Annotated in this window: 20 protein-coding genes; 4 read left to right on the top strand and 16 right to left on the bottom strand. The window is 71.9% G+C overall.

Translation table 11 applies throughout. The features are described from left to right. Positions 1-30 precede the first annotated feature (30 nt). From ACGFNH_RS23480 to ACGFNH_RS23495, 4 genes are read right to left on the bottom strand one after another with little or no spacing between them, the layout of a single operon-like run. The gene (locus tag ACGFNH_RS23480) at positions 31-1,353 is read right to left on the bottom strand and encodes an NADH-quinone oxidoreductase subunit D (RefSeq protein ID WP_393656683.1); all 1,323 of its coding nucleotides are present in this window, start codon (positions 1,351-1,353) and stop codon (positions 31-33) included. Then, positions 1,353-2,114, bottom strand: a complete 762-nt coding sequence (locus tag ACGFNH_RS23485; RefSeq protein WP_393656685.1) for an NADH-quinone oxidoreductase subunit C — start codon at positions 2,112-2,114, stop codon at positions 1,353-1,355. Before ACGFNH_RS23485 ends, ACGFNH_RS23480 begins: the two co-directional genes overlap by 1 nt. After that, positions 2,111-2,665 carry a NuoB/complex I 20 kDa subunit family protein gene (locus ACGFNH_RS23490; protein ID WP_393656687.1) on the bottom strand — a complete coding sequence of 185 codons (555 nt, stop codon included), beginning with the start codon at positions 2,663-2,665 and terminating at the stop codon, positions 2,111-2,113. Before ACGFNH_RS23490 ends, ACGFNH_RS23485 begins: the two co-directional genes overlap by 4 nt. Positions 2,666-2,683: 18 nt before the next feature. Further along, positions 2,684-3,043: an NADH-quinone oxidoreductase subunit A gene (locus ACGFNH_RS23495; RefSeq protein ID WP_393656689.1), complete on the bottom strand. Its 360-nt coding sequence runs from the start codon at positions 3,041-3,043 to the stop codon at positions 2,684-2,686. 721 nt (positions 3,044-3,764) lie between these two features. Between ACGFNH_RS23495 and ACGFNH_RS23500 the strand changes: the two genes are divergently transcribed. Continuing rightward, positions 3,765-4,541, top strand: coding sequence for a C40 family peptidase (locus tag ACGFNH_RS23500; protein WP_393656691.1), 777 nt, complete (start codon positions 3,765-3,767; stop codon positions 4,539-4,541). 125 nt (positions 4,542-4,666) lie between these two features. On the opposite strand, the gene ACGFNH_RS23505 is transcribed toward ACGFNH_RS23500, so the two are convergent. Then, positions 4,667-5,953, bottom strand: coding sequence for a geranylgeranyl reductase family protein (locus ACGFNH_RS23505; protein ID WP_393656693.1), 1,287 nt, complete (start codon positions 5,951-5,953; stop codon positions 4,667-4,669). 159 nt (positions 5,954-6,112) lie between these two features. Then, positions 6,113-7,123 (bottom strand): asparaginase, encoded by a 1,011-nt coding sequence (locus ACGFNH_RS23510; RefSeq protein WP_393656695.1) that lies wholly within the window; start codon positions 7,121-7,123, stop codon positions 6,113-6,115. Between the two features lie 140 nt (positions 7,124-7,263). Between ACGFNH_RS23510 and ACGFNH_RS23515 the strand changes: the two genes are divergently transcribed. Further along, positions 7,264-7,719: an Lrp/AsnC family transcriptional regulator gene (locus ACGFNH_RS23515; RefSeq protein ID WP_393656697.1), complete on the top strand. Its 456-nt coding sequence runs from the start codon at positions 7,264-7,266 to the stop codon at positions 7,717-7,719. A 13-nt stretch (positions 7,720-7,732) separates the two neighbouring features. On the opposite strand, the gene ACGFNH_RS23520 is transcribed toward ACGFNH_RS23515, so the two are convergent. The 6 genes from ACGFNH_RS23520 to ACGFNH_RS23545 all read right to left on the bottom strand — a co-directional run bounded on the left by ACGFNH_RS23520 (position 7,733) and on the right by ACGFNH_RS23545 (position 13,958). Further along, positions 7,733-8,428: a demethylmenaquinone methyltransferase gene (locus tag ACGFNH_RS23520; protein ID WP_393656699.1), complete on the bottom strand. Its 696-nt coding sequence runs from the start codon at positions 8,426-8,428 to the stop codon at positions 7,733-7,735. A 14-nt stretch (positions 8,429-8,442) separates the two neighbouring features. Then, a complete protein-coding gene (locus ACGFNH_RS23525; RefSeq protein WP_393656701.1) occupies positions 8,443-9,099 on the bottom strand; it encodes a hypothetical protein in 657 nt (218 codons plus the stop codon). A 7-nt stretch (positions 9,100-9,106) separates the two neighbouring features. Continuing rightward, a complete protein-coding gene (mqnC, locus tag ACGFNH_RS23530; RefSeq protein ID WP_393656703.1) occupies positions 9,107-10,306 on the bottom strand; it encodes a cyclic dehypoxanthinyl futalosine synthase in 1,200 nt (399 codons plus the stop codon). A gap of 89 nt (positions 10,307-10,395) precedes the next feature. Further along, entirely contained in the window at positions 10,396-11,016 is a 621-nt protein-coding gene (locus ACGFNH_RS23535) for a hypothetical protein (protein ID WP_393656705.1), read from the bottom strand. A gap of 96 nt (positions 11,017-11,112) precedes the next feature. Next, the gene (locus tag ACGFNH_RS23540; protein ID WP_393656706.1) at positions 11,113-12,849 is read right to left on the bottom strand and encodes a serine/threonine-protein kinase; all 1,737 of its coding nucleotides are present in this window, start codon (positions 12,847-12,849) and stop codon (positions 11,113-11,115) included. A gap of 71 nt (positions 12,850-12,920) precedes the next feature. Then, positions 12,921-13,958, bottom strand: coding sequence for an MqnA/MqnD/SBP family protein (locus tag ACGFNH_RS23545; RefSeq protein ID WP_393656708.1), 1,038 nt, complete (start codon positions 13,956-13,958; stop codon positions 12,921-12,923). Positions 13,959-14,430: 472 nt separating this feature from the next. Here ACGFNH_RS23545 and ACGFNH_RS23550 point away from each other — a divergent pair, with 472 nt between their 5' ends. Beyond that, positions 14,431-14,634 carry a cold-shock protein gene (locus tag ACGFNH_RS23550; protein WP_030620150.1) on the top strand — a complete coding sequence of 68 codons (204 nt, stop codon included), beginning with the start codon at positions 14,431-14,433 and terminating at the stop codon, positions 14,632-14,634. A gap of 209 nt (positions 14,635-14,843) precedes the next feature. On the opposite strand, the gene ACGFNH_RS23555 is transcribed toward ACGFNH_RS23550, so the two are convergent. Both ACGFNH_RS23555 and ACGFNH_RS23560 read right to left on the bottom strand, forming a co-directional pair. Beyond that, complete coding sequence (locus tag ACGFNH_RS23555; protein WP_393656710.1) at positions 14,844-15,281, bottom strand: hypothetical protein; 438 nt, start codon at positions 15,279-15,281, stop codon at positions 14,844-14,846. A 153-nt stretch (positions 15,282-15,434) separates the two neighbouring features. Next, complete coding sequence (locus tag ACGFNH_RS23560) at positions 15,435-17,213, bottom strand: AMP-dependent synthetase/ligase (protein WP_393656711.1); 1,779 nt, start codon at positions 17,211-17,213, stop codon at positions 15,435-15,437. Positions 17,214-17,431: 218 nt separating this feature from the next. Between ACGFNH_RS23560 and ACGFNH_RS23565 the strand changes: the two genes are divergently transcribed. Then, entirely contained in the window at positions 17,432-18,706 is a 1,275-nt protein-coding gene (locus ACGFNH_RS23565; protein ID WP_393656713.1) for an AraC family transcriptional regulator, read from the top strand. On the opposite strand, the gene ACGFNH_RS23570 is transcribed toward ACGFNH_RS23565, so the two are convergent. Together ACGFNH_RS23570 and ACGFNH_RS23575 are read right to left on the bottom strand one after the other, a co-directional pair. Beyond that, positions 18,654-20,612 (bottom strand): AMP-dependent synthetase/ligase, encoded by a 1,959-nt coding sequence (locus tag ACGFNH_RS23570; protein ID WP_393656715.1) that lies wholly within the window; start codon positions 20,610-20,612, stop codon positions 18,654-18,656. The two genes, ACGFNH_RS23565 and ACGFNH_RS23570, sit on opposite strands and share 53 nt — an antisense overlap. A 234-nt stretch (positions 20,613-20,846) precedes the next feature. Further along, positions 20,847-22,211 carry an acetyl-CoA C-acetyltransferase gene (locus tag ACGFNH_RS23575; protein ID WP_393656717.1) on the bottom strand — a complete coding sequence of 455 codons (1,365 nt, stop codon included), beginning with the start codon at positions 22,209-22,211 and terminating at the stop codon, positions 20,847-20,849. Between the last annotated feature and the right edge of the window lie 68 nt (positions 22,212-22,279).

The following is a 22,279-nucleotide window of genomic DNA, read 5'->3' on the forward strand; positions in this document are numbered from 1 at the left end:
GTTGCACCTCGGGGTTGGCGGGGTTGGCTGTCACCGGTCGACGCCTCCCATCACGGGGTCGATGGACGCCACCGCGACGATGACATCGGCGACCTGGCCGCCTTCGCACATCGCCGCCATGGCCTGCAGGTTGGTGAACGAGGGGTCGCGGAAGTGGACCCGGTACGGGCGGGTGCCGCCGTCGCTGACCGCGTGCACGCCCAGCTCGCCCTTGGGCGACTCCACGGCCGCGTACGCCTGGCCGGGCGGAACCCGGAAGCCTTCGGTGACCAGCTTGAAGTGGTGGATCAGGGCCTCCATCGACGTGCCCATGATCTTCTTGATGTGGTCGAGCGAGTTGCCCAGACCGTCGGGGCCGAGCGCGAGCTGCGCGGGCCAGGCGATCTTCTTGTCACCGACCATCACCGGGCCCGGCTCCAGCCGGTCCAGCACCTGCTCCACGATGCGCAGCGACTGGCGCATCTCCTCCAGGCGGATGAGGAAGCGGCCGTAGGAGTCGCAGGTGTCGGCGGTCGGGACCTCGAAGTCGAAGGTCTCGTACCCGCAGTAGGGCTGGGCCTTGCGCAGGTCGTGCGGGAGACCGGTGGAGCGCAGAATCGGTCCCGTGGCGCCGAGGGCCATGCAGCCCGCGAGGTCGAGATGGCCGACGCCCTGCATACGGCCCTTGAAGATGGGGTTCCCGGTGGCGAGCTTGTCGTACTCCGGGAGGTTCTTCCGCATGGTCTTGATGAACTCGCGCACGGCGTCGACGGCACCGGGCGGCAGGTCCTGGGCGAGGCCTCCGGGGCGGATGTACGCGTGGTTCATCCGCAGGCCGGTGATCAACTCGTAGAGGTCCAGGATCATTTCGCGGTCCCGGAACCCGTAGATCATGACCGTGGTGGCGCCGAGCTCCATACCGCCGGTGGCGATGCACACCAGGTGCGAGGAGAGACGGTTCAGCTCCATGAGGAGCACGCGGATCAGGGTGGCCCGGTCGGGGATGTCGTCCTCGATGCCGAGCAGCCTCTCCACGGCCAGGCAGTACCCCGTCTCGTTGTAGAACGAGGTGAGGTAGTCCATGCGCGTCACGAAGGTGGTGCCCTGCGTCCACGTCCGGTACTCGAGGTTCTTCTCGATACCGGTGTGGAGATAGCCGATTCCGCAGCGGGCCTCGGTGACCGTCTCGCCGTCGATCTCCAGGATCAGCCGCAGCACACCGTGCGTCGACGGGTGCTGGGGGCCCATGTTGACGACGATGCGCTCGTCGTCCGCCTTGGCCGCGGCGGCAGCGACCTCGTCCCAGTCACCGCCGGTGACGGTGTAGACGGTGCCTTCGGTGGTCTCGCGCGGAGTTGCATGGGACGTGGACATCAGGTGTACGACCTCCGCTGGTCGGGAGCCGGGATCTGCGCGCCCTTGTACTCGATGGGGATGCCGCCGAGCGGGTAGTCCTTGCGCTGCGGGAAGCCCTGCCAGTCGTCCGGCATCATGATCCGCGTCAGCGCCGGGTGGCCGTCGAAGACGATGCCGAAGAAGTCGTACGTCTCGCGCTCGTGCCAGTCGTTGGTCGGGTAGACCGAGACGATCGACGGGATGTGCGGGTCCTCGTCGGGGCAGCCGACCTCCAGCCGGATCAGCCGGTTATGGGTGATCGAGCGCAGGTGGTAGACGGCGTGCAGCTCGCGGCCCTTGTCGCCGAGGAAGTGAACTCCGCTGACTCCGGTGCACAGTTCGAACCGCAGGGCCGGGTCGTCGCGAAGCGTCCTCGCCACCTGCGGCAGGTGCTCGCGGGCGATGTGGAAGGTGAGTTCGTCGCGATCGACAACGGTCTTCTCGATGGCGTTCTCCGGGAGCAGATCCTGCTCCTCCAGAGCGCCCTCGAGTTCGTCGGCGACCTCGTCGAACCAGCCTCCGTACGGGCGGTGGGACGCACCCGGCATCCGCACGGACCGTACGAGCCCGCCGTACCCGGAGGTGTCGCCCCCGGTGCTGCCGCCGAACATGCCGCGGCGCACATCGACGACCTCGCCCTGGTCACCACGCTGGCCGGGCAGGTTCTGGGCGTTGAGGTCCTTGTCGGGGTTGACCCCGTTGCCGTCGCCGTTCGCGGCCCTGCCGTTGTCGTCGCTCATCGCAGCAGCCCCTTCATCTCGATCGTGGGCAGTGCCTTGAGCGCCGCTTCCTCCGCTTCGCGGGCGGCCTGCTCGCGGTTCACACCGAGCTTCTCCTCCTGGATCTTCTGGTGGAGCTTGAGAATCGCGTCCAGAAGCATCTCGGGGCGAGGCGGGCACCCGGGCAGGTAGATGTCCACGGGAACGACGTGGTCGACGCCCTGCACGATCGCGTAGTTGTTGAACATCCCGCCGGAGGAGGCGCAGACGCCCATGGAGATGACCCACTTGGGGTTCGGCATCTGGTCGTAGACCTGCCGCAGCACGGGCGCCATCTTCTGGCTCACCCGGCCCGCCACGATCATCAGGTCGGCCTGGCGCGGCGATCCGCGGAACACCTCCATGCCGAAGCGCGCGAGGTCGTAGCGGCCGGCGCCGGTCGTCATCATCTCGATGGCGCAGCATGCCAGGCCGAACGTGGCCGGGAAGACCGAGGACTTGCGCACCCAGCCGGCTGCCTGCTCGACGGTGGTCAGCAGAAAGCCGCTCGGCAGTTTCTCTTCGATACCCATGGTTTGGCCCCTAGCTCCCTAGTCCCATTCCAGGCCGCCGCGCCGCCACACGTAGGCGTAGGCGACGAAGACCGTGAGCACGAAGAGGAGCATCTCGACGAGCCCGAACAGCCCCAGCGCGTCGAAGGTGACGGCCCAGGGATAGAGGAAGACGATCTCGATGTCGAAGACGATGAACAGCATCGCCGTCAGGTAGTACTTGATCGGGAAGCGCCCGCCGCCGGCGGGTTGCGGGGTCGGCTCGATGCCGCACTCGTACGCCTCGAGCTTGGCCCGGTTGTAGCGCTTCGGGCCGACGAGACTGGCCATGACCACGGAGAAGATCGCGAAGCCTGCCCCGAGGGCGCCTAGCACGAGGATGGGCGCATAGGCGTTCACGCTCCTCGCTCCTTCCAGTCGACGATGACTGCGGACCGCGACCGGACATGTGCTCTGCCGAGGCGAAGATCGTGTACATGTGAGGCAGTTCACAAGCCCGAGTCGAATGCATCCTATGCCCCCCGGTCTGTGATCTGCGACACGGGGTTGCACAAGGCCTTTGTGATCTCCACCACCTGACGAACGATCATGAAGTCGGATCAGCGGTGATCTTCATACGCGAAGCGTCCGGCCGACCACGAGACGTGACATTCGGCCGCCTTACCGCTGGTCAGGGGGGTGGAGGCCTAGCAAAGCCCCACTGTCCATGCAAATTCGCAATGGATCGCGAGGCCTGATAGTTGAACCACGAACACGGAAGCACAGGGCGCGAAGAGGGCTCCGGGTGACGGCGTGAAATCCGGCCAAGATCGCCGGTGCGTGCACACATTCACTTGCGAGGGGGCCGTGTTCAATTCGTCGCCAAACCGTGAGCTATCCCACTCCGCCGATGTGCTGCGAAATCCGTTTCTTGGCCACCGACCGTATGTGGTGGTAAGCAGCGTGCAATTCGGGCGAATCAACGAAAACACGTGATCATGGCTCTGACCGGAGCTGATCCCTCCGGAGCGGAATCAGTACGCCAAGATCGGCAACGAACCATTCTCGACGCGTACTCGACAAGTGTGGCGCATCACACGTTTCTTGAAGGAACCCATGGCTCCCTGGTAGCCGTGTACGCATGTCCCACACCGCTCACATACGAAGCCGCCGGAAACCGCGCACCACCACCACATGGGTGCGCGCGCGCGTTGCCGGCGGCGTCCTCAGCACCATCGCCGTGACAGCAGGATCGGGGTCCGCGATCGCGGCCGAGCCCGCCGGCGAAACGACCGCGGAGATTCCCGCGGTCAACGACGTCCTCTCGGACGTCGCCGCGCAGTCCTCCGCGGCGACCGAGCAGGCCGCCCTCGACTACCAGCAGCGCGCCGACCTCCAGGACATGCGGGAGCGTGCCGCCGACTCCGCTCGCAAGGCCGCCAAGAAGGCCAAGCAGGAGGCCGAGCGGAAGGCCGAGGCGCGGGCGAAGGCCAAGAAGGCCGCGGAGGAGCGGGCCTCCCGTTCCGCCGAGCGCACCACGCTCAGCACCGCGTCCTCCGCCAGCGGCAGTGTGGGTCAGGTCATGAGCTTCCTGGAGGCCCAGCTCGGCAAGCCGTACGTGCTCGGTGCGACCGGGACGGCCGCGTACGACTGCTCCAGCCTCACCCAGGCCGCGTTCAAGAGCGTCGGCGTCGACCTGCCGCGCGTCTCGCAGGACCAGTCGACGACCGGTACGCCGGTGTCCCTGGACAACCTTCAGGTGGGCGACCTGCTCTTCTGGGGCGGTACGGGCAGCGCGTACCACGTGGCGGTCTACGCGGGCGACGGCATGTACATCGACGCCGCCAACCCCAGCAAGGGTGTGGTGAAGCAGAAGCTCAGCGACTACCCGGCGACGTCGGCGACGCGCGTGCTCTGAGCCGCCGCCCCCGGGCCGCCGCTCCGAGCCGGCGTGTGGCCCCTCCGCGAGCGCTCGAAGGGCCGCCGCTCCTTCTCCCGGGAGCGGCGGCCCTTCGCGTCGTACGAGGCCCGCCAGGCCCCTTCTCAGGCCTTCGGGGCCACCTTGCTCAGACCGTTGATGATGCGGTCCATCGCGTCGCCGCCCCTCGGGTCGGTGAGGTTGGCGAGCATCTTGAGCGTGAACTTCATCAGCATCGGGTGGGTGAGCCCGCGTTCGGTGGCGACCTTCATGACCTTCGGGTTGCCGATGAGCTTCACAAAGGCGCGGCCGAGCGTGTAGTAGCCGCCGTAGGTCTCCTTGAGGATCTTCGGGTAGGCGTGCAGGGCCAGTTCGCGCTGGGCCGGGGTCGAGCGCGCGTGCGCCTGGACGATGACGTCGGCCACGATCTGGCCGGATTCCATCGCATAGGCGATGCCCTCGCCGTTGAACGGGTTGACCAGACCGCCCGCGTCACCGACCAGCAACAGGCCCTTGGTGTAGTGCGGTTGGCGGTTGAAGGCCATCGGGAGGGCGGCGCCGCGGATCGGGCACGTCATGTTGTCCGGGGTGTAGCCCCAGTCCTCGGGCATCGACGCGCACCAGGCCTTGAGCACCTCGCGCCAGTCCAGCTCCTTGAACGCCTCCGAGGTGTTGAGGACGCCCAGGCCGACGTTGGAGGTGCCGTCGCCCATGCCGAAGATCCAGCCGTAGCCGGGCAGCAGCCGGTCCTGCTCCCCGCGCCGGTCCCACAACTCCAGCCAGGACTCGAGGTAGTCGTCCTCGTGGCGCGGCGAGGTGAAGTACGTCCGCACGGCCACGCCCATGGGGCGGTCCTCGCGCCGGTGCAGGCCCATCGCCAGGGACAGCCGGGTGGAATTGCCGTCGGCGGCGACGACGAGCGGCGCGTGGAAGGTGACCGGCGTCTTCTCCTCGCCGAGCTTGGCCTCGACGCCGGTGATGCGGCCCGTACGCGGGTCGATGACGGGAGCGCCGACGTTGCACCGCTCGTGCAGCCGCGCGCCCGCCTTCTGCGCCTGGCGGGCCAACTGCTCGTCGAAGTCGTCGCGTTTGCGGACGAGCCCGTAGTCCGGGAACGAGGCCAGCTCCGGCCAGTCGAGCTGGAGACGGACACCGCCGCCGATGATGCGCAGGCCCTTGTTGCGCAGCCAGCCCGCCTCTTCGGAGATGTCGATGCCCATGGAGACGAGCTGCTTGGTGGCGCGCGGCGTCAGACCGTCACCGCAGACCTTCTCGCGGGGGAACGCCGTCTTCTCCAGCAGCAGGACGTCGAGTCCGGCCTTGGCCAGGTAGTAGGCGGTGGTGGAGCCGGCGGGCCCGGCTCCCACGACGATCACATCGGCGCTGCGCTCGCTGCGGGCGGTGTCGGGCACGTCGGCACTCCTGGTGCTCTCGGCGGAAAGGCGGCGGACGGTCGCAGTTTAGAACGCCCGCTCCGCCCGCCCGCCGGTGGTCCCGCGCGTGCCGGTGAAGCCCGGACGGCCGGCCGCGGTCTTCGGCGACGCGGCGGGCCGTCCGGAGACGGTGTGCGGTCAGGACGCCCGGGCCGCGAGGACGGCCTCGTCCGGTTCCGCGATGCGGCGCAGGATGTCGGCCTGCTCGGCCGGCTTCTCTGCGGCCATCAGCGCGGAGAGGAGGGCGATCCGGGCCTGACCCGCGCGCAGCGTGCCGGTCGGTACGGCACCGGCCGCGATGAGGTCGACGGCGCCGCCCCCGCCCGCGTAGATCGGCGTGACGGGACCGGCCGGGACCCGGGTCGTCAGCGCGACGAGGACGCCGCGGGAGACGGCGCGCTCGACCTCGGCGGCGAACTCCGGGGTGGCGTTGCCCGCGCCCGCCGCGACGAGGACGATGCCGCGCGCGCCGGCCTCCACGGCGGCCTCCAGCAACAGCGGGTCGGCGTCCGCGTGGTGCATGACCATGTCGACGCGCGGCAGCGGGGTGTCCACGGACGGCAGCGGGAGGGGAGGGGAGCGGTCGGGGCGGCGCAGGACGTGTACGCGGCCGAAACCGACCTTGCCCACGGGCTCGTTGGAGGGGTCGGCGAACGCGTCGGACGCGACGGTCTGGGTCTTCATGGTGCCGCGGGCGGCGTGCATCCGGCCCGCGAAGACGGTGAGCGTGCCGACGTCCTGGACGTTCGCGGCGGTCAGCAGCGCGTCGTAGAGGTTGCTGGAGGCGTCGCCGTCGACGGCCTCCAGGGGGCGCTGGGCTCCGGTGAAGACGACCGGGCGGCGGTCCTGGTGGTGGAGGTCGAGCAGGAAGGCCGACTCCTCCAGGGTGTCGGTGCCGTGGGTGACGACGACGCCGTCGACGGACGGGTCCTCCAGGACCTCGTGCACGGCGCGGAGCAGTGCGAACTGGTGGGCGGAGGTCAGCCGGGGGCTGTTGACGGTGAACAGGTCGACGATCTCGGTCTCGACGCCCTCGGGCACCGCCGCCACGGCGAGGACGTCCCGCCCGGCCGCGTCGGCCGCGTAACCGTTGCCCTGCCAGCGGCTGGCGATCGTCCCGCCTGTGGTCACCACGACGATCCTTCGCATGCCCTGCTCACCTTCTTCCCCGGTGCGTTTCCGCGCTGCTCCGCCCCCGATCGCTTTCGAGCAAGAATAGGGACTCTTGCCTGCAATAGGATGGCGGATTTTCACACTACCCGGTCCCGGCATGGCAGATAATTGCTCGTATGGACAAGATTGATCACAGCATCTTGCGAGAGCTTCAGCGGGACGGCCGGCTGACCAATCAGGAACTGGCCCAGCGCGTGGGCCTGACCCCCTCGCCGTGCCTGCGCCGCGTACGGCAGCTCGAGGAGGACGGGGTGATCCGCGGCTACCGTGCCGTGGTCGACCCGCCGTCCGTCGGCCGCAGCTTCGAGGTGCTGGTCTCGGTGGAGGTACGGCGCGACCGGGAGACGGTGGAGGCGTTCGAGGACGCGCTGCGCGAGCTGCCGGACGTCGTCGAGGCGTACCGGCTCTTCGGCAGCCCCGGCTGCCTGCTGCGGATCGCGGTCGCCGACATCGACGCGTACGAGCGGCTGTGGATCGAGCGGATCACCGCGCTGCCGGGGGTGACGGAGGTCAACTCGCAGATCGTGATGAAGCGGATCAAGGAGCCGCAAGGACTCCCGGTGGGACGCTAGGGCCCATGCCCCGCTACCGCGTCTTGTACGCCCGGTGCAGGGCGACGATCCCGCCGGTCAGGTTGCGCCAGGCGACCTTCGACCAGCCGGCCCTCTGCATCCGCGCGGCCATCGCGGGCTGGTCCGGCCAGGCGCGGATGGACTCGGCGAGGTAGACGTACGCGTCGGGGCTGCTGCTGCATGCGGTGGCGACCGGCGGCACCGCGCGCATCAGGTACTCGGTGTAGACCGTGCGGAACGGCGCCCACGTGGGATGGCTGAACTCGCAGATCACCACCCGGCCGCCGGGCCGGGTCACGCGCAGGAGCTCGCGCAGCGCGGCGTCCGTGTCCTGCACATTGCGCAGCCCGAAGGAGATGGTGACGGCGTCGAAGCTGTCGTCGCCGAAGGGCAGCCGGGTGGCGTCCCCGGCCGTGAACGGCATGTGCGGGTGCCGCCTCTTGCCCTCGCGCAGCATGCCGAGCGAGAAGTCGCAGGGGACGACGTACGCACCCGCGGCGGCGAAGGGCTGCGAGGAGGTGGCCGTGCCCGCGGCGAGGTCCAGGATCCGCTCGGCCGGGCGGGCGCCGACGGCCTGCGCGACCGCCTTGCGCCAGAGCCGGGCCTGGCCCAGGGACAGCACGTCGTTCGTGAGGTCGTACTTCGCCGCCACGTCGTCGAACATCGCGGCGACTTCGTGCGGCTGCTTGTCCAGGGAGGCTCGGGTCACGCGCCCATTCTGGACTATCGGCCCCGGTACACCAGACGGCCCCCCAGGACCGTGGCGACGCAAAGCCCGGCGCCGCGCGCGGCGAGTGCCTCCCGCGGATCGCTCTCCCCCTCCACCGCGGACACCGCGAACACCGCGAACACCGCGAAGTCCGCGCGTCCACCGGGCGCGAGCACCCCGGAGAAGACCTCGTCGGGCACTCCGCCGGCCAGCGGATCGAGCGAGAGCGGAGGGGAAGCGCCCGCGATGGGGCCGCCCAGGACGACCATCCCGGCCCGGGCGAGCGCCGTGCGCACCTCCGGGGACCCGAACTCCCCGGCCACCGCCGTCGTCCCGTGCGCCAGCATCCGCTGGATGCCGCGCCGCGCGCTCGCGCCCCGCCGCGCGGCGGCCAGGGCCGCGTCGGGCACGGGCTCCGTGCCCAGTTCGTCGGCCTCGCGCGGGTCCGGGTGGTAGACGGCCTCCAGCAGCCGCCCCGCCCCGCGGTTGACCAGTCCCGGCGTCAGCAGCCCCGGCCAGCGCCGGACGCGGGCGCGGGAGTGGTCGGCGACCACCTGCTCGTACGGGCCGAGGGCGGCGATCGTCGTGCCCTCGACGGCCACCGCGCCCCCGCGGACGACCTCCCGGCCGGGCCCCGGCCAGACCGCGTCGGCGGCGTGAACGGTCAGCACCGCAGCGTCAGTTGGCCTCGACGAGCTTGAGCTCGGGGTGCGCCGTGCCGCCCTCGATCGCGGTCGAGGAGAAGTGGGAGACCACGTGGTCGTCGACCGGGTCGTTCGCCGGATCGTCGTGCACGACGAGGTGCTCGTACGTGGTGGCGCGCTGCGCCGGGACGCGGCCCGCGGCACGGATCAGCTCCAGCAGCTCCATGCGGTTGGAGCGGTGCTTGGCGCCGGCCGAGGAGACGACGTTCTCCTCCAGCATCACCGAGCCGAGGTCGTCGGCGCCGTAGTGCAGCGAGAGCTGTCCGGCCTCCTTGCCGACGGTGAGCCAGGAGCCCTGGATGTGGGCGATGTTGTCGAGGAAGAGGCGGGCGACGGCGATCATCCGCAGGTACTCGAAGATCGTCGCCTGTGTGCGGCCCTTCAGATGGTTGTTCTCGGGCTGGTAGGTGTACGGGATGAAGGCGCGGAAGCCGCCCGTACGGTCCTGGACGTCGCGGATCATCCGGATGTGCTCGATGCGCTCGGCGTTGGTCTCGCCGGTGCCCATGAGCATCGTGGAGGTCGACTCGACGCCGAGGCCGTGCGCCACCTCCATGATCTCCAGCCAGCGCTCGCCTGACTCCTTGAGCGGGGCGATGGCCTTCCGCGGCCGGGCGGGGAGGAGTTCGGCGCCGGCGCCCGCGAACGAGTCCAGGCCCGCGTCGTGGATCCGGCGGATCGCCTCCTCGGCGGTGACGCCGGAGATGCGGGCCATGTGCTCGACCTCGGAGGCGCCCAGGGAGTGGATGACGAGCTGCGGGAACGCCTTCTTGATGGCGGAGAAGTGCTCCTCGTAGTACTCGACGCCGAAGTCCGGGTGATGGCCGCCCTGGAACATGATCTGGGTGCCGCCGAGCCGGACGGTCTCCTCGCAGCGCTTGAGGATGTCCTCGAGGTCCCGCGTCCAGCCCTTCGCGGTGTCCTTCGGCGGGGCGTAGAAGGCGCAGAACTTGCACGCCGTCACGCACACGTTGGTGTAGTTGATGTTCCGCTCGATGATGTACGTCGCGATGTGCTCGGTGCCGGCGTAGCGGCTGCGGCGCGCGGCGTCCGCCGCGGAGCCCAGCGCGTGCAACGGCGCCGACCGGTACAGGTCGAGCGCCTCCTCGGGCGTGATGCGGCCACCGGAGGCGGCGCGGTCGAGGACGGACTGCAGGTCGGCGCTCTCGCTCACCGGGGACCGGTCCCTTCCGAGGGGGTACGTGACGACCGCCCCAGCGTACGCCAGCGCTCCTCGGCCGCGGGGAACGGGACCGCCGCCGCTCACCCCGCGGGCACCGGCTCCTTCTCCCCGTCCTTGCGGCGCCGGTCGAGCAGGCGGTGCAGGAGGACCAGCAGCGCGATCGTCACGGCGGTCGAGGCGAGGCCCACGGCCCAGACGTACGGATGGTCCAGGTTCACCGAGCAGGGCTCGCCCGGTCCGTAACAGCCGATGCGGCGGCGTCGTTTGGGCGGCAGCGCCGCGAAGGCCACGATGACCGTGACGAGGGTGACCGACCCGCTCGCCAGGGCCGCGGCGGCAAAGGCCGCCGAACGGGCCTTGGGCGTCCGCCGGCTCACCCGGAACAAGGCGATGCCCGTCGCCGTCGCCGAAACGGGCAGGAGCGCACCGGCCGTGACGGCGAACCCGTAGCCGCCACCGGGCCAGCCGGGGGCGACGTCCGCCCAGAGCGCGGCGCCCCACTCCGCCACCGCCACGGCGAAGGCGACGATGCCGACGAGCAGTGCGGCCATGAACAGGCAGCCGACGCGCGACTCCCGGTCCCACCCACCGCGCCGTCCCGCGCCGGCCTTGCCTCCCCGGGTGCGGCCCTGCTTCTTCGGTGCCCCGCCGTACGAGGCGGGCGCGGCCTTACGGCGTCCCGGGCGGGCCGAGTGTCCCAACTCGCTTCTCCCCCTGTGTCCGTCCCGGCTCCCGGGCGCCCGTACCTCTGCCCCTGTCCCTGCCCCTGCCCCTGTCCCTGTCCCTGTCCCTGCCCGTCAGCCTGCTTCGGGCGTGGGCCGGGCGAGCTTGCGCAGGGTCCCGGTGGGATTGCCCGCCGGGTCGTCCTTCGCCGCGTAGTGGAGGGTGCCGTCCGGCTTCAGCCTGAGGCGCTCCTCCGTCGAGCCCTGGCTGCACAGGGCCTGGCCCTCCGTCTCCTTGAACCGTGAGTCGAGGACCAGTTCCTTGGGCCGTGCCGTGACGAGCCGCCAGAGACTGCGGCATGTGAGCGGGGAGAGCCGGATGTCGCCGGACCCCACCTTCTGGCCCACCTTGCCCTGCTCGATGGTGATGGTCATCAGGCCGCCCGGAATGCCGTTCTCGGACGTGAGATTGCCCTGCCAGGTGCCGAGGAAGTCCTCGGGCACGGAGGACGCCGCGGCGGACGGCGTGCGTGACGGCGACGGTCTGCCCGCGCTGTCGGCCGCGTTGGTGTCGCCGCCTCCGGTGCCCGGCATCAGGCCGAGGAAGTACGCGGTGCTGGTGGCGACCACGAGGGCGGTGGCCACGGACAGCACCAGCGTGCAGCTCAGCCGTCGCGCACCGCGGGCGCCGGTCGACGCCGGCGCGGCGTTGGCCGTGGCGGACACGGAGATCCCCCGACCGCCGTCGCGCCCGGCCCCGTTGCCCGCGTCGGTTCCCACCGCCGCGTCCGCGTACGAGGGGTGGGGCGGCCCGTACGCGCCCACCGGTGTGTACGAGGGTGCCGACGGGCGGTCGGTGCCGCTGCCCGACCCGGTCCCCGCGGACGGGAATTGGGCGGGCGGCAGCGTCACCAGGCCCGAGCGGTCCGGTGGAGCGCCGGGCCCCGCGTCGTCCGGTCCCGCCTCCGTCCCCACCTCCAGGCCGAGGAGTTCCACGGCCCGCCGGCTCACCTGCTCGACCAGAGGCCCCGGCAGCCACCCGCTCCGTACGAGCCCCTGCGCGCCCGTACCGCCGCCCAGCCGCTGCGCCACCTGCTGCGGGGTGGGCCGGGCCGCGGGGTCCTTGGCGAGGCAGGCGGTGGCCAGTTCGCGCAGTTCGCCCGTGAGCGCGGCGCCCAGCACCGGCTCCTCGTGCACCACCTTGTAGAGCAGGGACGCCGAACTGTCGCCGGGGAACGGCGCCTCGCCGGTCGCCGCGAACGCGAGCACGGCACCGAGGGAGAAGACGTCCGAGGCGTGTGTCACCCCGTGGCCGAGGATCTGCTCGGGCGACATGTAGCCGGGCGAACCGATGGAGACGCCGGTGGAGGTCAGCGACGCCGTGCCGTCCGTGGCCCGCGCGATGCCGAAGTCGATGAGCCGCGGACCGTCCACGGTCAGCAGGACGTTGGACGGTTTGACGTCGCGGTGGACGAGGCCGAGCGCATGCACCGCGGCCAGCGCCTCGGCGAGCCCCGCGCCCAGCGTCCGTACCGTGTGCGCGGGCAGCGGGCCGACGGCGGAAACGGCGTCGCTGAGATCGGGTCCGGCCACGTAACCCGTCGCGACCCAGGGCAGAGAGGCCTCGGGGTCGGCGTCGAGCACCGGTGCGGTCCATGCGCCACCGACCCGGCGTGCGGACTCCACCTCGCGCCGGAAGCGGGCGCGGAACTCCGGCTCGCCCGCGTGGTGCGGGTGCACCACCTTCACCGCGACCGTGCGGCCGCCTGCACTGCGTCCCAGATAGACCCGGCCCATACCGCCCGCGCCGAGCCGGCGCAGCAGCCGGTACGGGCCGATGGCGCGCGGATCGTCCGCTCCCAGCGGATGCATGGCCTGCCGTTCCCCCCTCGGCTCGCCCGGATGCCCTCCTTGCGGCGTGCCGACAGCTTAGAGCCTGGGGGTCAGCGCCCGGGAGCTACCGGATCGGCTCCCTGGTGGGCGCCCGAAGCGCCCGGCACGGACTGCACGCCCGGCAGGGAGGGCGCGTCCGGCAGGGAGGGCGCGTCCGGCACGGAGGGCGCGTCCGGCACGGACAGCGTGTCCGGCTCGGGCAGCAGCCGGACGCGCACGTCGGGCGGGAACCCGGTCGTGGCACCCGTACGCCGCGCGAACTCGGCCACGCCCGCGAGCTGTTCGGGACCGAAGCGGAAGTCCAGCGTGGTGAAGTAGCGCTCCAGCAGGCCGGCGTCGAAGGACTCCCAGCGCGCGGCCTGTTCGGCGACCTTGGCGACCTCCTGGAGGGAGACGTCGCGGGAGGCGAGGAACGCCTCGTGCGCCTGGCTCACGATCCGCGGCTCCCGCGCGAGGTAGTCGCGGCGGGTCGCCCAGACGGCGAACACGAACGGCAGCCCGGTCCAGTCCTTCCACATCTGCCCGAGGTCGTGGACCTGGAGGCCGAGGCGGGGGGCGTCGTGCAGGGAGGCGCGCAGCGCGGCGTCGCCGATCAGCACGGCGGCCTGTGCCTCCTGCATCATCAGCCCCAGGTCGGGCGGGCAGCGGTAGTACTCGGGCTCGACCCCGTACTGCTCGGCGATGAGCAGCTGCGCGAGGCGTACGGAGGTACGGGAGGTGGAGCCGAGTGCCACGCGCGCGCGGTGGAGCTGGTCCAGCGGCACCTGGGAGACGATCACGCAGGACATGACCGGGCCGTCGCAGCCGACGGCGAGGTCGGGGAAGGCGACGAGGTCGTCCGCGTTGCGGAGGAACTCGACGAGAGTGATGGGGGCGATGTCCAACTCGCCGCGGACGAGCTGTTCGCTGAGCTTCTCGGGGGTGTCCTTGCTCAGCTCGAGGTCGAGAAGGGCGCCGGTACGCGCCAGACCCCAGTAGAGGGGCAGGCAGTTGAGGAACTGGATGTGTCCGACCCGGGGCCGGCTGCGGCGGTGGCCGTCGGCGGCAGGGGTGGCGCCGGCATCGGCGGCTCGGTCTGGATTCTCCACATCGGGAGGCTAGACCCGGCGGGGCGGCGGCCCGTGGCCGGGGGCCCGCCCAGCGCGTCGCGGCGCGAACGCGGCGGAGAGGGGCAGCGGCAAAAGAAGGCGGGGGGAGGAAAGGGAAGAAGGGGAACGAGGGCAAAGCGGCGCGCGGGCGGCAGGCGCTCGGGGGCGGGAGCCGCGAGGGTCGAATTCACCCGGATGCTCAGGTCCTGACGCGCCGCCGCGGCACCGCACGCGCTACGTCACCGTGCGTGACTGTGCAGGTGGGAGGGGTCTCAGAACAGCAAAACCCACCCCGTGGGTGATCTTCACCTCTTCCTCGCGCTGAGAGCTGCGTGCTATTCTCAGCGCAAGTTGCAGTTTGGTTTCCCTTGCAGTACAGAGCCTGCGGAGCATGTGACGCCGCAGGCTTTTGTAGTTTTCAGACTTCTTGCAGGTTCTGGAGCAGGGCAACCCTTTGGCCCAAGGAGGGCTTATGGCTACCGGAACCGTCAAGTGGTTCAACGCCGAGAAGGGCTTTGGATTCATCGCCCAGGACGGCGGCGGCCCCGATGTCTTCGTCCACTACTCCGCGATCAACGCGTCTGGCTTCCGCTCCCTGGAGGAGAACCAGACCGTGACGTTCGACGTCACGCAGGGCCCGAAGGGCCCGCAGGCGGAGAACGTCACCCCGGCCTGACCTGCCCGGGACGGCCAATAGCGGTTTGAGTCGCAGTACCCAAGGAGCCCTGCTCCTCCGCCACGGTGGGGAGCGGGGCTCCTGCCTTTTGTGCCGCCGGGGGCCCACCCGGGATCCCGGATCGCCGGTCACGGCCCGCGACGGGAGCACGTTCAGCGCCGCGCGGGTCAGGGTCCGCACCGCGCAGGTCGCGGTCCGCACCGCGCGGGTCAGGGCCCGCGCTCCGGGCACGGCAGTCCCGGTTCCAGCCGGTTCGGGCAGGAGATGAGCGCGTACGAGGCGAAGCGCCCGTCGCGCAGATAGAAGCCCCACACCACGTCCCCGCCCCGGCCGATCATGTCGGCCGCGCTCTTCTCGCGGCGGTCGAGGGCCGGCCAGTCGGCCTCCTCGGGGTGCAGCAGTTCCGGCAGGACCTCTGCGGCACGGGCCCTGATCCATGAAGCCGCCTCGGCCGGATCGGTGAACGTGGACCGGATCAGCCGCCGGGGCTTGCGCAGCCACTCCACCACCCGGACCGGTGTCACGTCGGACACGGCGAAGGCAGCCTCGAACTCGGGCCGCCGCTCCTCCTCCAGGTCGAACAGCCGGCGGGGCCCGATCCAGGCGTACGCGTGACAGTGCACGTCAGCGGACGGAGACCGCTCCATCTCTCCATTGTCCGCAATTTCCCGATTGTCGGGTCCGGTCGGGTCGGCACCGGCTCCGGCACGGGGCCGCTGCCCCGAGCCGGAGCCGGACCCTCCGCTCCGCCCGTTCGGAGCGGCCGGCGCGTCCAGGTCGGCCGGCCCGTCCGGGAGTCGTCAGCCCCGCTCGTACAGCGCAGCGATCTCCGGCGCGTACCGCTCGGACACCGCCGCTCGGCGCAGCTTCAGCGTCGGGGTCAACAGGCCGGAGGCCACCGTGAAGTCCTCGTCGAGGACCGCGAAGGCACGGATGCGGGCCGGGCGGGCGGCACGGGCGTTCGCCGCGTCCACCGCCTCCTGGCAGAGCGCCCGTACGGCGGGGTGGCGGGACGGGCGGTCGCCGGTGTCCACGCCCTCGCGCCGCGCCCAGCCGGCGACTTCCTCCGCGTCGAGCGTCAACAGCGCGACGGGGTACGGGCGGTGGTCACCGACCATCACCGCGCGGGAGATCCACCGCGACTGCTGGATCGCCGATTCGACGAGCGAGGGCGTCAGGTTCTTGCCGGAGGACGTGATGATCAGGTCCTTCTTGCGGCCGGTGACGGTGAGGTACCCGTCGGCGTCCAGCGCCCCGAGGTCGCCGGTGTGCAGCCAGCCGTCCGCGTCCACCGCCTCCCGCGTGGCTCCGTCGTCGCCCTCGTAGCCGGGGAAGACGTTGGCTCCGCGGGCCAGTACCTCGCCGTCCTCGGCGATCCGCACCTCGCAGCCCTGCATCGGCCGGCCCACCGTCCCGTACCGCACCGCGCCCGGGTGGTTGAGGGCGATGACGCCGCCCGACTCCGTCATCCCGTACCCCTCGAAGAGGGCGATGCCGGAGGCGCGCAGGAGGTCCAGGGTCTGCGGGGCGATGGGCGCCGCACCGGTCAGGGCCCATCGCAGGCGGCCGCCGAAGGCCGCGCGGACGCGGGCGAAGAGGTTCCGGTCGGCCTCCTCCCAGCGTGCCGCCGTCTCGTCCGGGAGCTCCTCCCCGCGCCCGCGCGCCTCCGCGACCCGCACGCCCAGCCGTACGGCGGCCTCGAAGCGGTCGCGGCCGCCCTCCTGGGACTCGGCGGCCGCCAGGACGCCCGCGTGGACCTTCTCGAACAGCCGCGGCACGGACGGCAGATGGGTCGGCCGGACCTCGGCCAGCTCGGCGAGGATGTTCTCGGTCCTCCCGCCGAAGTAGCAGAGGCTCCCGCCGCGCAGGAGCGCCTTGAACTGCACGAGCTGCGCCATGAGATGGGCGAGCGGGAGATAGAGGTACGTGAGGTCGCCCGGGCCGCCGTCGGTCAGCCCGAGGGTGCCCGCGCAGACGGCGTCGATGTTGCCGTGTGTGAGGCGGCAGCCCTTGGGCGGTCCTGTGGTGCCGGAGGTGTAGACGATCGACGCGAGGTCCCCGGCCTTGACGGCCACGCCGCGCTCCAGGAGGTCGGCCGTCGGCGCGGGGCCGGGAAGCGCGGTCAGGGCCGGTTCGGCGTCGGTGGCCCCGGACATGAGCACCACGTGCCGGAGGGCGGGCAGCCGCTTCCGGAGGCGCCGGATCGTCGCGGCGTGCGCCGCGTCCTCGCAGATGATCACGGTGGCCCCGGAGTCGGCGAGCACCCAGGCCACCTCCTCGTCCCCCGCGGTCGGGTAGACGGGAACGGCGACCGCGCCCGCGGCGAGCACACCGAGATGCGCGTACGTCCACTCGGGCCGGGTCTCGGCGAGGATCGCCACCCGGTCGCCCGCGCGCACGCCGAGCCCGCCGATCAGTCCCCGGCCGACGGCCCGTACGGTCTCGCGCAGTTCCCCGTACGTCAGGCCGGCCCAGCCGTCCCCCTGCCGGAAGCGCAGGGCGGGCAGATCGCCGAAGCGGTCGGCGATCCACTCGGCGAACACCGCGAGCGTGGCGGGCTGTTCGGGCCGTGCGGTCATGGCGCCTCCTTCGGTCGCGCGGGGCGCGGGCCCCGCGGGGACGTGCATACGACGCGTGCGCACGACGCTACGGAGCGGGCATGGCGGGCAGGCATGACGGGAAGCGTCAGCACGACTGGCCTCACCGCTCACACCACCGCCCCCATGAACGGGGCGGGAACCGGAGCCGCGCAGCCCACGGACGTACGGAGACGACCGAGCCCACGGAGCCGCTTTCGATGCCCAGCCGGCGGACGATCACGGTGCACCACGCGCGCGCGGTCCTGCGCGGCGCGCAGCGGCGCGGATTCGACGCCCTACCGCTGCTGCAGCGGGCCGGGATTCCGCCCCTGCTGCTCCGCGACGACACCGCGCGGGTCACGCCGGAGCAGTTCACCGCTCTCGTCCGGGCGGTGTACACGGCCACGGACGACGAGTTCCTCGGCCTCGGCGCCGCCCCGAGCAAGCCGGGCACGTTCGCGATGATGTGCTGCGCCGCGCTGGGCTGCGAGGACCTCGGGGCCGCCACGGAACGGGCGTTCCTGTTCTACGGGCTCTTCCCGAGCGGTCCTCGGCTCGCCCTGGAGCGGCACGGGCCGGGGAGGGATCCGGACGCCGGGCACGGCGAGGCCCTGTGCGTCGTCCGCAACGACCTGTCCCGCGACGAGGACCGCTTCGTCGCACAGTGCCTGGTCGTCGTCTGGCACCGGCTGTCGAGCTGGCTGATCGGCGACCGCATCCCGCTGCTGCGCGCCGAGTTCGCCCACCCCGCGCCCGCTCCCCCGCACCGCGCCGAGTACGAGCTGCTGCTCGGGTGTCCGGTGCGCTTCGGCGCGGAGCGCACCGCGGCGGCGATGGACGCCCGCCGACTGTCCGCCCCGGTCGTGCAGGACGAAGCGACGCTCGGCGAACTGCTGCGCCGGGCGCCCGCCGCCCTGCTCAGCCGCCACGACTACGGCACGACGGTCGCCGAGCAGGTCCGCCGGGTTCTCGTACCGTCCCTGCGCGCCGGTGGCCCCGCGCGGCTGCCGGAGGCGGCGGACGTCGCGGCCCGCCTCGCCGTCAGCGCCTCCACCCTGCGGCGCCGGCTGCGGCAGGAGGGCACCTCCTTCCAGGAGTTGAAGGACGCGGTGCGGCAGGACGCGGCGATCGAGGGCCTCGTCGGGGGGCGCGAACCGATCGCGGCCGTGGCGGCGCGGCTCGGCTTCTCCGAGGACACCGCGTTCCACCGCGCGTTCCGGCGCTGGACGGGGACGACACCGGGCGCGTTCAGGTCGGCCGCGGGCGGGGCGGAACCGTTCAGGACGGCCGCGGACGGGACGAACGCGGGCGCGAACCCGACGGCCGTCGGCGAGGCGGCCGCGGGCGCGAAACGCACCGCCGTCGGCGAGGCGGGCGCGGGGAGTGCGGCGCGGAACGGTGCACCGCACCCCCTGGCCCGGCGCGATCCCGGCGACGCGCCTATCGCCGCTTCGCGTACAGCGCCTCGACCTGCGGGGCGAAGTCCCGGATGATGACCGCGCGCTTCAGCTTCAGCGACGGGGTCAGATGCCCCTGGTCCTCCGTGAAATCGACCGGCAGCACGGTGAAGCGGCGGATCGACTCCGCCCTGGAGACCAGCCCGTTGGCGTCGTCCACGCCCCGCTGGATGTCCGCGAGGAGTTCCTCGTCGTGCACCAGCTCCTCGATCCGTATGTCCTGCTTCTTCTTCATCTGGCGCCAGTGCGCGAGCCCGTCCGGTTCGAGGGTGACCAGCGCGCTGACGTACGGGCGGTTGTCGCCGATCACGATGCACTGGCCGACGAGCGGGTGCGAGCGGAGCCGGTCCTCCAGGGGCGCGGGGGCCACGTTCTTGCCCGCCGCGGTGATGATCAGCTCCTTCTTGCGCCCGGTGATGGTGAGGTAGCCGTCCCCGTCGAGCGCGCCCAGGTCTCCGGTCGGGAACCAGCCGTCGCGCGTGGCGGGCACGGCCGTGGCGATGGACGCGTCCCAGTAGCCGGAGAAGACATGGGCGCCGCGCAGCAGCACCTCACCGTCGTCGGCGATCCGCACCCCGGTGCCGGGGAGGGGCCAGCCGACCGTGCCGAGCCGGGGCTGGAGGGGCGGGGTGACGGTCGAGGCGGCGGTCGTCTCCGTCAGGCCGTAGCCCTCGAAGACCTCGATGCCGGCGCCGGTGTAGAAGGCGGCGAGGCGGTGACCGAGGGGCGAGCCGCCGCAGACGGCGTACCGGACGTTGCCGCCGAGGGCCGCCCGTATCCGGCGGTAGACGAGCGGGTCGTAGAGCGCGCGGGCGGCGCGCAGGCCGATGCCGGGGCCGCGGCCGGTGCCGTGCTGCTGGGCCTCCAGCGCCTCCCCGTAGCGCCGGGCGATCCTGGCGGCACGGTCGAAGGAGGAGGCACGGCCCATCTTCTCGGCCGTGGCCCGGCCGGTGTTGAAGACCTTCTCCAGGACGTACGGGATGGCGAGCAGGAACGTCGGCCGGAAGCCCGCCAGATCGGCCAGCAGGTCGTCCGTCTGGATGCTCGGGGCATGGCCGAGGCGGACGCGGGCGCGCAGACAGCCGATCGCCACCATCCGTCCGAAGACATGGGACAGCGGGAGGAACAGGAGCGTGGAGGCGGGCTCCGTGGTGACGGACTTGAAGACCGGGTGGAGCAGTTCGATCGAATTGTCCACCTCGGCGAAGAAGTTGCCGTGGGTCAGGACGCAGCCCTTGGGTCGGCCCGTGGTTCCCGAGGTGTAGATGAGGGTGGCGATCGACTCGGGCCCGAGCCAGGCGCGGCGTGCGGCGGCCTCCTCGTCCGTGATCTGCCGGCCGGCGGTGGCCAGTTGGGAGACCGCTCCCGCGTCGAGCTGCCAGAGGTGGGCCAGATAGGGCAGTCCGGCACGCTCCCCGCTGATGATCCTGGCCTGCTCGACGTTCTCCACGACGCAGGCTGCCGCACCCGAGTCGTGGATGATCCACGCCGCCTGACTCGCGGACGAGGTGGGGTAGATGGGGACCGGGATCAGGCCCGCGGCCCAGGCGGCGAAGTCCAGGAGCGTCCACTCGTAGGTCGTACGGGCCATGATCGCGAGCCGGTCGCCGGGGCGGAGGCCGTGCGCGATCAGGCCCTTCGCCGTGGCCAGCACCTCGGCGGCGAACTCGGCCGCGGTCACGTCCCGCCAGGCGCCGTCCGGCTGTTTCCGGCTGAGCACGACCTCGGCCGGGGCCTCGGCCGCGTTGTCGAAGGGGATGTCGGCGACGGACCCCCTGGCCACGGTCGGCACGAGCGGAGGGACGGAGACCTCGCGGACGACCCCGTCGACGACCGACTTCTGCGGCGGGACGAGCACGGGCGCGGAGAGGGGGGCGGGTGCGGGGGCGGGGAGGGGGACGTCGGTGGCGGGTGATGGGGGTGCGGATTCCTGGCGGGACACGAGCGGCTCCTCGTCTCTGGGATGGTGCGAGCGAATCGGGAGCGTGGGGAGTGGCGGGGTGGGACGTGCGTACGCAGGGTGCGAACGGATCGTCTGCGTGCCTGGGGTGAGTGCGGCGGCGGTCCGGGGGGTCTGCGTGTCTGGGATGGGTGCGGGGTGTGTCTTCGTGTCTGGGATGGGTGCGGGGCGTGTCTGCGGCCTGCCTGTCGCGGGAGTGCGCCGGCCGCGGCGGCGTCAGGGGCGTTCGAGGACGGCGGTCACCCCCTGGCCTCCCGCCGCGCAGACGGAGATCAGGCCGCGGCCCGGCCCCTCACGCTCGGCGAGCAGCTTGGCCAGCGTCGCGACGATCCGGGCGCCGGTCGCCGCGAACGGATGGCCGGTGGCCAGCGAGGATCCCGCGACGTTGAGCCGGTCCCGGTCGACCGGCGCCAGCCCCTGCTGCTCCCACGCGGCGAGCGTGGCGAGCACCTGGGACGCGAACGCCTCGTGGATCTCGACCAGTTCGAAGTCCTCGACGCCGAGGCCGGCGCGCCGCAGCATCCGCGGGACGGCGTACGCGGGCGCCATCAGTAGCCCGTCCCCGCCGCCGGTGAAGTCGACGGCCCCGGTCTCGTACGCCGTGAGGTACGCGAGGGGTTCGAGTCCGCGTTCCCGGGCCCAGTCCTCGCCGGCGAGCAGCACGGTCGCGGCGCCGTCGGTGAGGGGCGTGGAGTTGCCCGCGGTCATGGTGGGTTCGGCGAGACCGCGGCCGAACACGGGCCGGAGACGGGCGAGTTGTTCCGCGGTGGAACCGGGCCGGAGGTTCTGGTCGCGGGACAGGCCCCGGAAGGGCACGACGAGATCGTCCAGGAACCCGCGCTCGTAGGCGGCGTGGAGGCGCTGGTGGCTGGTCGCGGCGAGGACGTCCTGTTCCTCGCGCCCGATCCCCCACTCCTCGGCCGTACGGGCGGCGTGCTCGCCCATCGACAGGCCGGTGCGCGGCTCGGCGTTGCGCGGGATGTCGGGGACGAGGTGGCGCGGCCTGAACCGCGCGAGCTCCCGGAGGCGCCCGCCGAGGGACGTCGCGCGGCGGGCGCCGAGCAGCAGCCTGCGGAGGTCGTCGTTGACGCCGAGCGGTGCGTCGCTCGCGGTGTCCGCGCCGCCCGCGACGGCCGAGTCGATTTGCCCGAGCGCGATCTTGTTGGCGGCGGCGATGACGGCCTGCAGACCGGTGCCGCATGCCTGCTGGATGTCGTACGCGGGGGTGCGCGGGTCGAGGGCGCTGCCGAGCACCGTCTCGCGGGCGAGGTTGAAGTCGCGGCTGTGCTTGAGCACGGCACCGGCCACGAACTCCCCCACGCGCTCGCCCCGCAGGCCGTACCGCTCGACGAGACCGTCGAGGGCGGCGGCGAGCATCTCCTGGTTGGAGGCGGTGGCGTACGGGCCGTCGGAGCGGGCGAAGGGGATCCGGCTCCCGCCGATGACGGCGACGCGACGGACGCGCGGGCTCAGCAGGTGCGGGGGCTCGTCCGGCGCGGGGGACGCCGTGGACGCGTGCGCCGTGGCGGGTACGTCCCCGGCGTGGGGATCCCGGTGTGGATCTCGCGCGCGAGAACTCATCTCGACCAGCTCCTGACCCGGCAGTAACCTTACCGCGAGGTAAATTTACGGCAGGGTAAGGAGTTGGC

This window comes from Streptomyces sp. NPDC048639, from assembly GCF_043199075.1.
In the GTDB taxonomy this organism is placed as follows: Bacteria; Actinomycetota; Actinomycetes; order Streptomycetales; family Streptomycetaceae; genus Streptomyces.

Excerpts from the sequence above, each read along its gene's own strand:
- ACGFNH_RS23540 (WP_393656706.1), bottom strand. The coding sequence starts at position 12,849 with ATGCATCCGCTGGGAGCGGACGATCCGCGCGCCATCGGCCCGTACCGG.
- ACGFNH_RS23550 (WP_030620150.1), top strand. The coding sequence starts at position 14,431 with ATGGCTACCGGAACCGTCAAGTGGTTCAACGCCGAGAAGGGCTTTGGA.
- ACGFNH_RS23575 (WP_393656717.1), bottom strand. The coding sequence starts at position 22,211 with ATGAGTTCTCGCGCGCGAGATCCACACCGGGATCCCCACGCCGGGGAC.
- ACGFNH_RS23560 (WP_393656711.1), bottom strand. The coding sequence starts at position 17,213 with ATGACCGCACGGCCCGAACAGCCCGCCACGCTCGCGGTGTTCGCCGAG.
- ACGFNH_RS23515 (WP_393656697.1), top strand. The coding sequence starts at position 7,264 with ATGGACAAGATTGATCACAGCATCTTGCGAGAGCTTCAGCGGGACGGC.
- ACGFNH_RS23510 (WP_393656695.1), bottom strand. The coding sequence starts at position 7,123 with ATGCGAAGGATCGTCGTGGTGACCACAGGCGGGACGATCGCCAGCCGC.
- ACGFNH_RS23490 (WP_393656687.1), bottom strand. The coding sequence starts at position 2,665 with ATGGGTATCGAAGAGAAACTGCCGAGCGGCTTTCTGCTGACCACCGTC.
- ACGFNH_RS23480 (WP_393656683.1), bottom strand. The coding sequence starts at position 1,353 with ATGTCCACGTCCCATGCAACTCCGCGCGAGACCACCGAAGGCACCGTC.
- ACGFNH_RS23565 (WP_393656713.1), top strand. The coding sequence starts at position 17,432 with ATGCCCAGCCGGCGGACGATCACGGTGCACCACGCGCGCGCGGTCCTG.
- ACGFNH_RS23485 (WP_393656685.1), bottom strand. The coding sequence starts at position 2,114 with ATGAGCGACGACAACGGCAGGGCCGCGAACGGCGACGGCAACGGGGTC.
- ACGFNH_RS23555 (WP_393656710.1), bottom strand. The coding sequence starts at position 15,281 with ATGGAGCGGTCTCCGTCCGCTGACGTGCACTGTCACGCGTACGCCTGG.
- ACGFNH_RS23500 (WP_393656691.1), top strand. The coding sequence starts at position 3,765 with ATGTCCCACACCGCTCACATACGAAGCCGCCGGAAACCGCGCACCACC.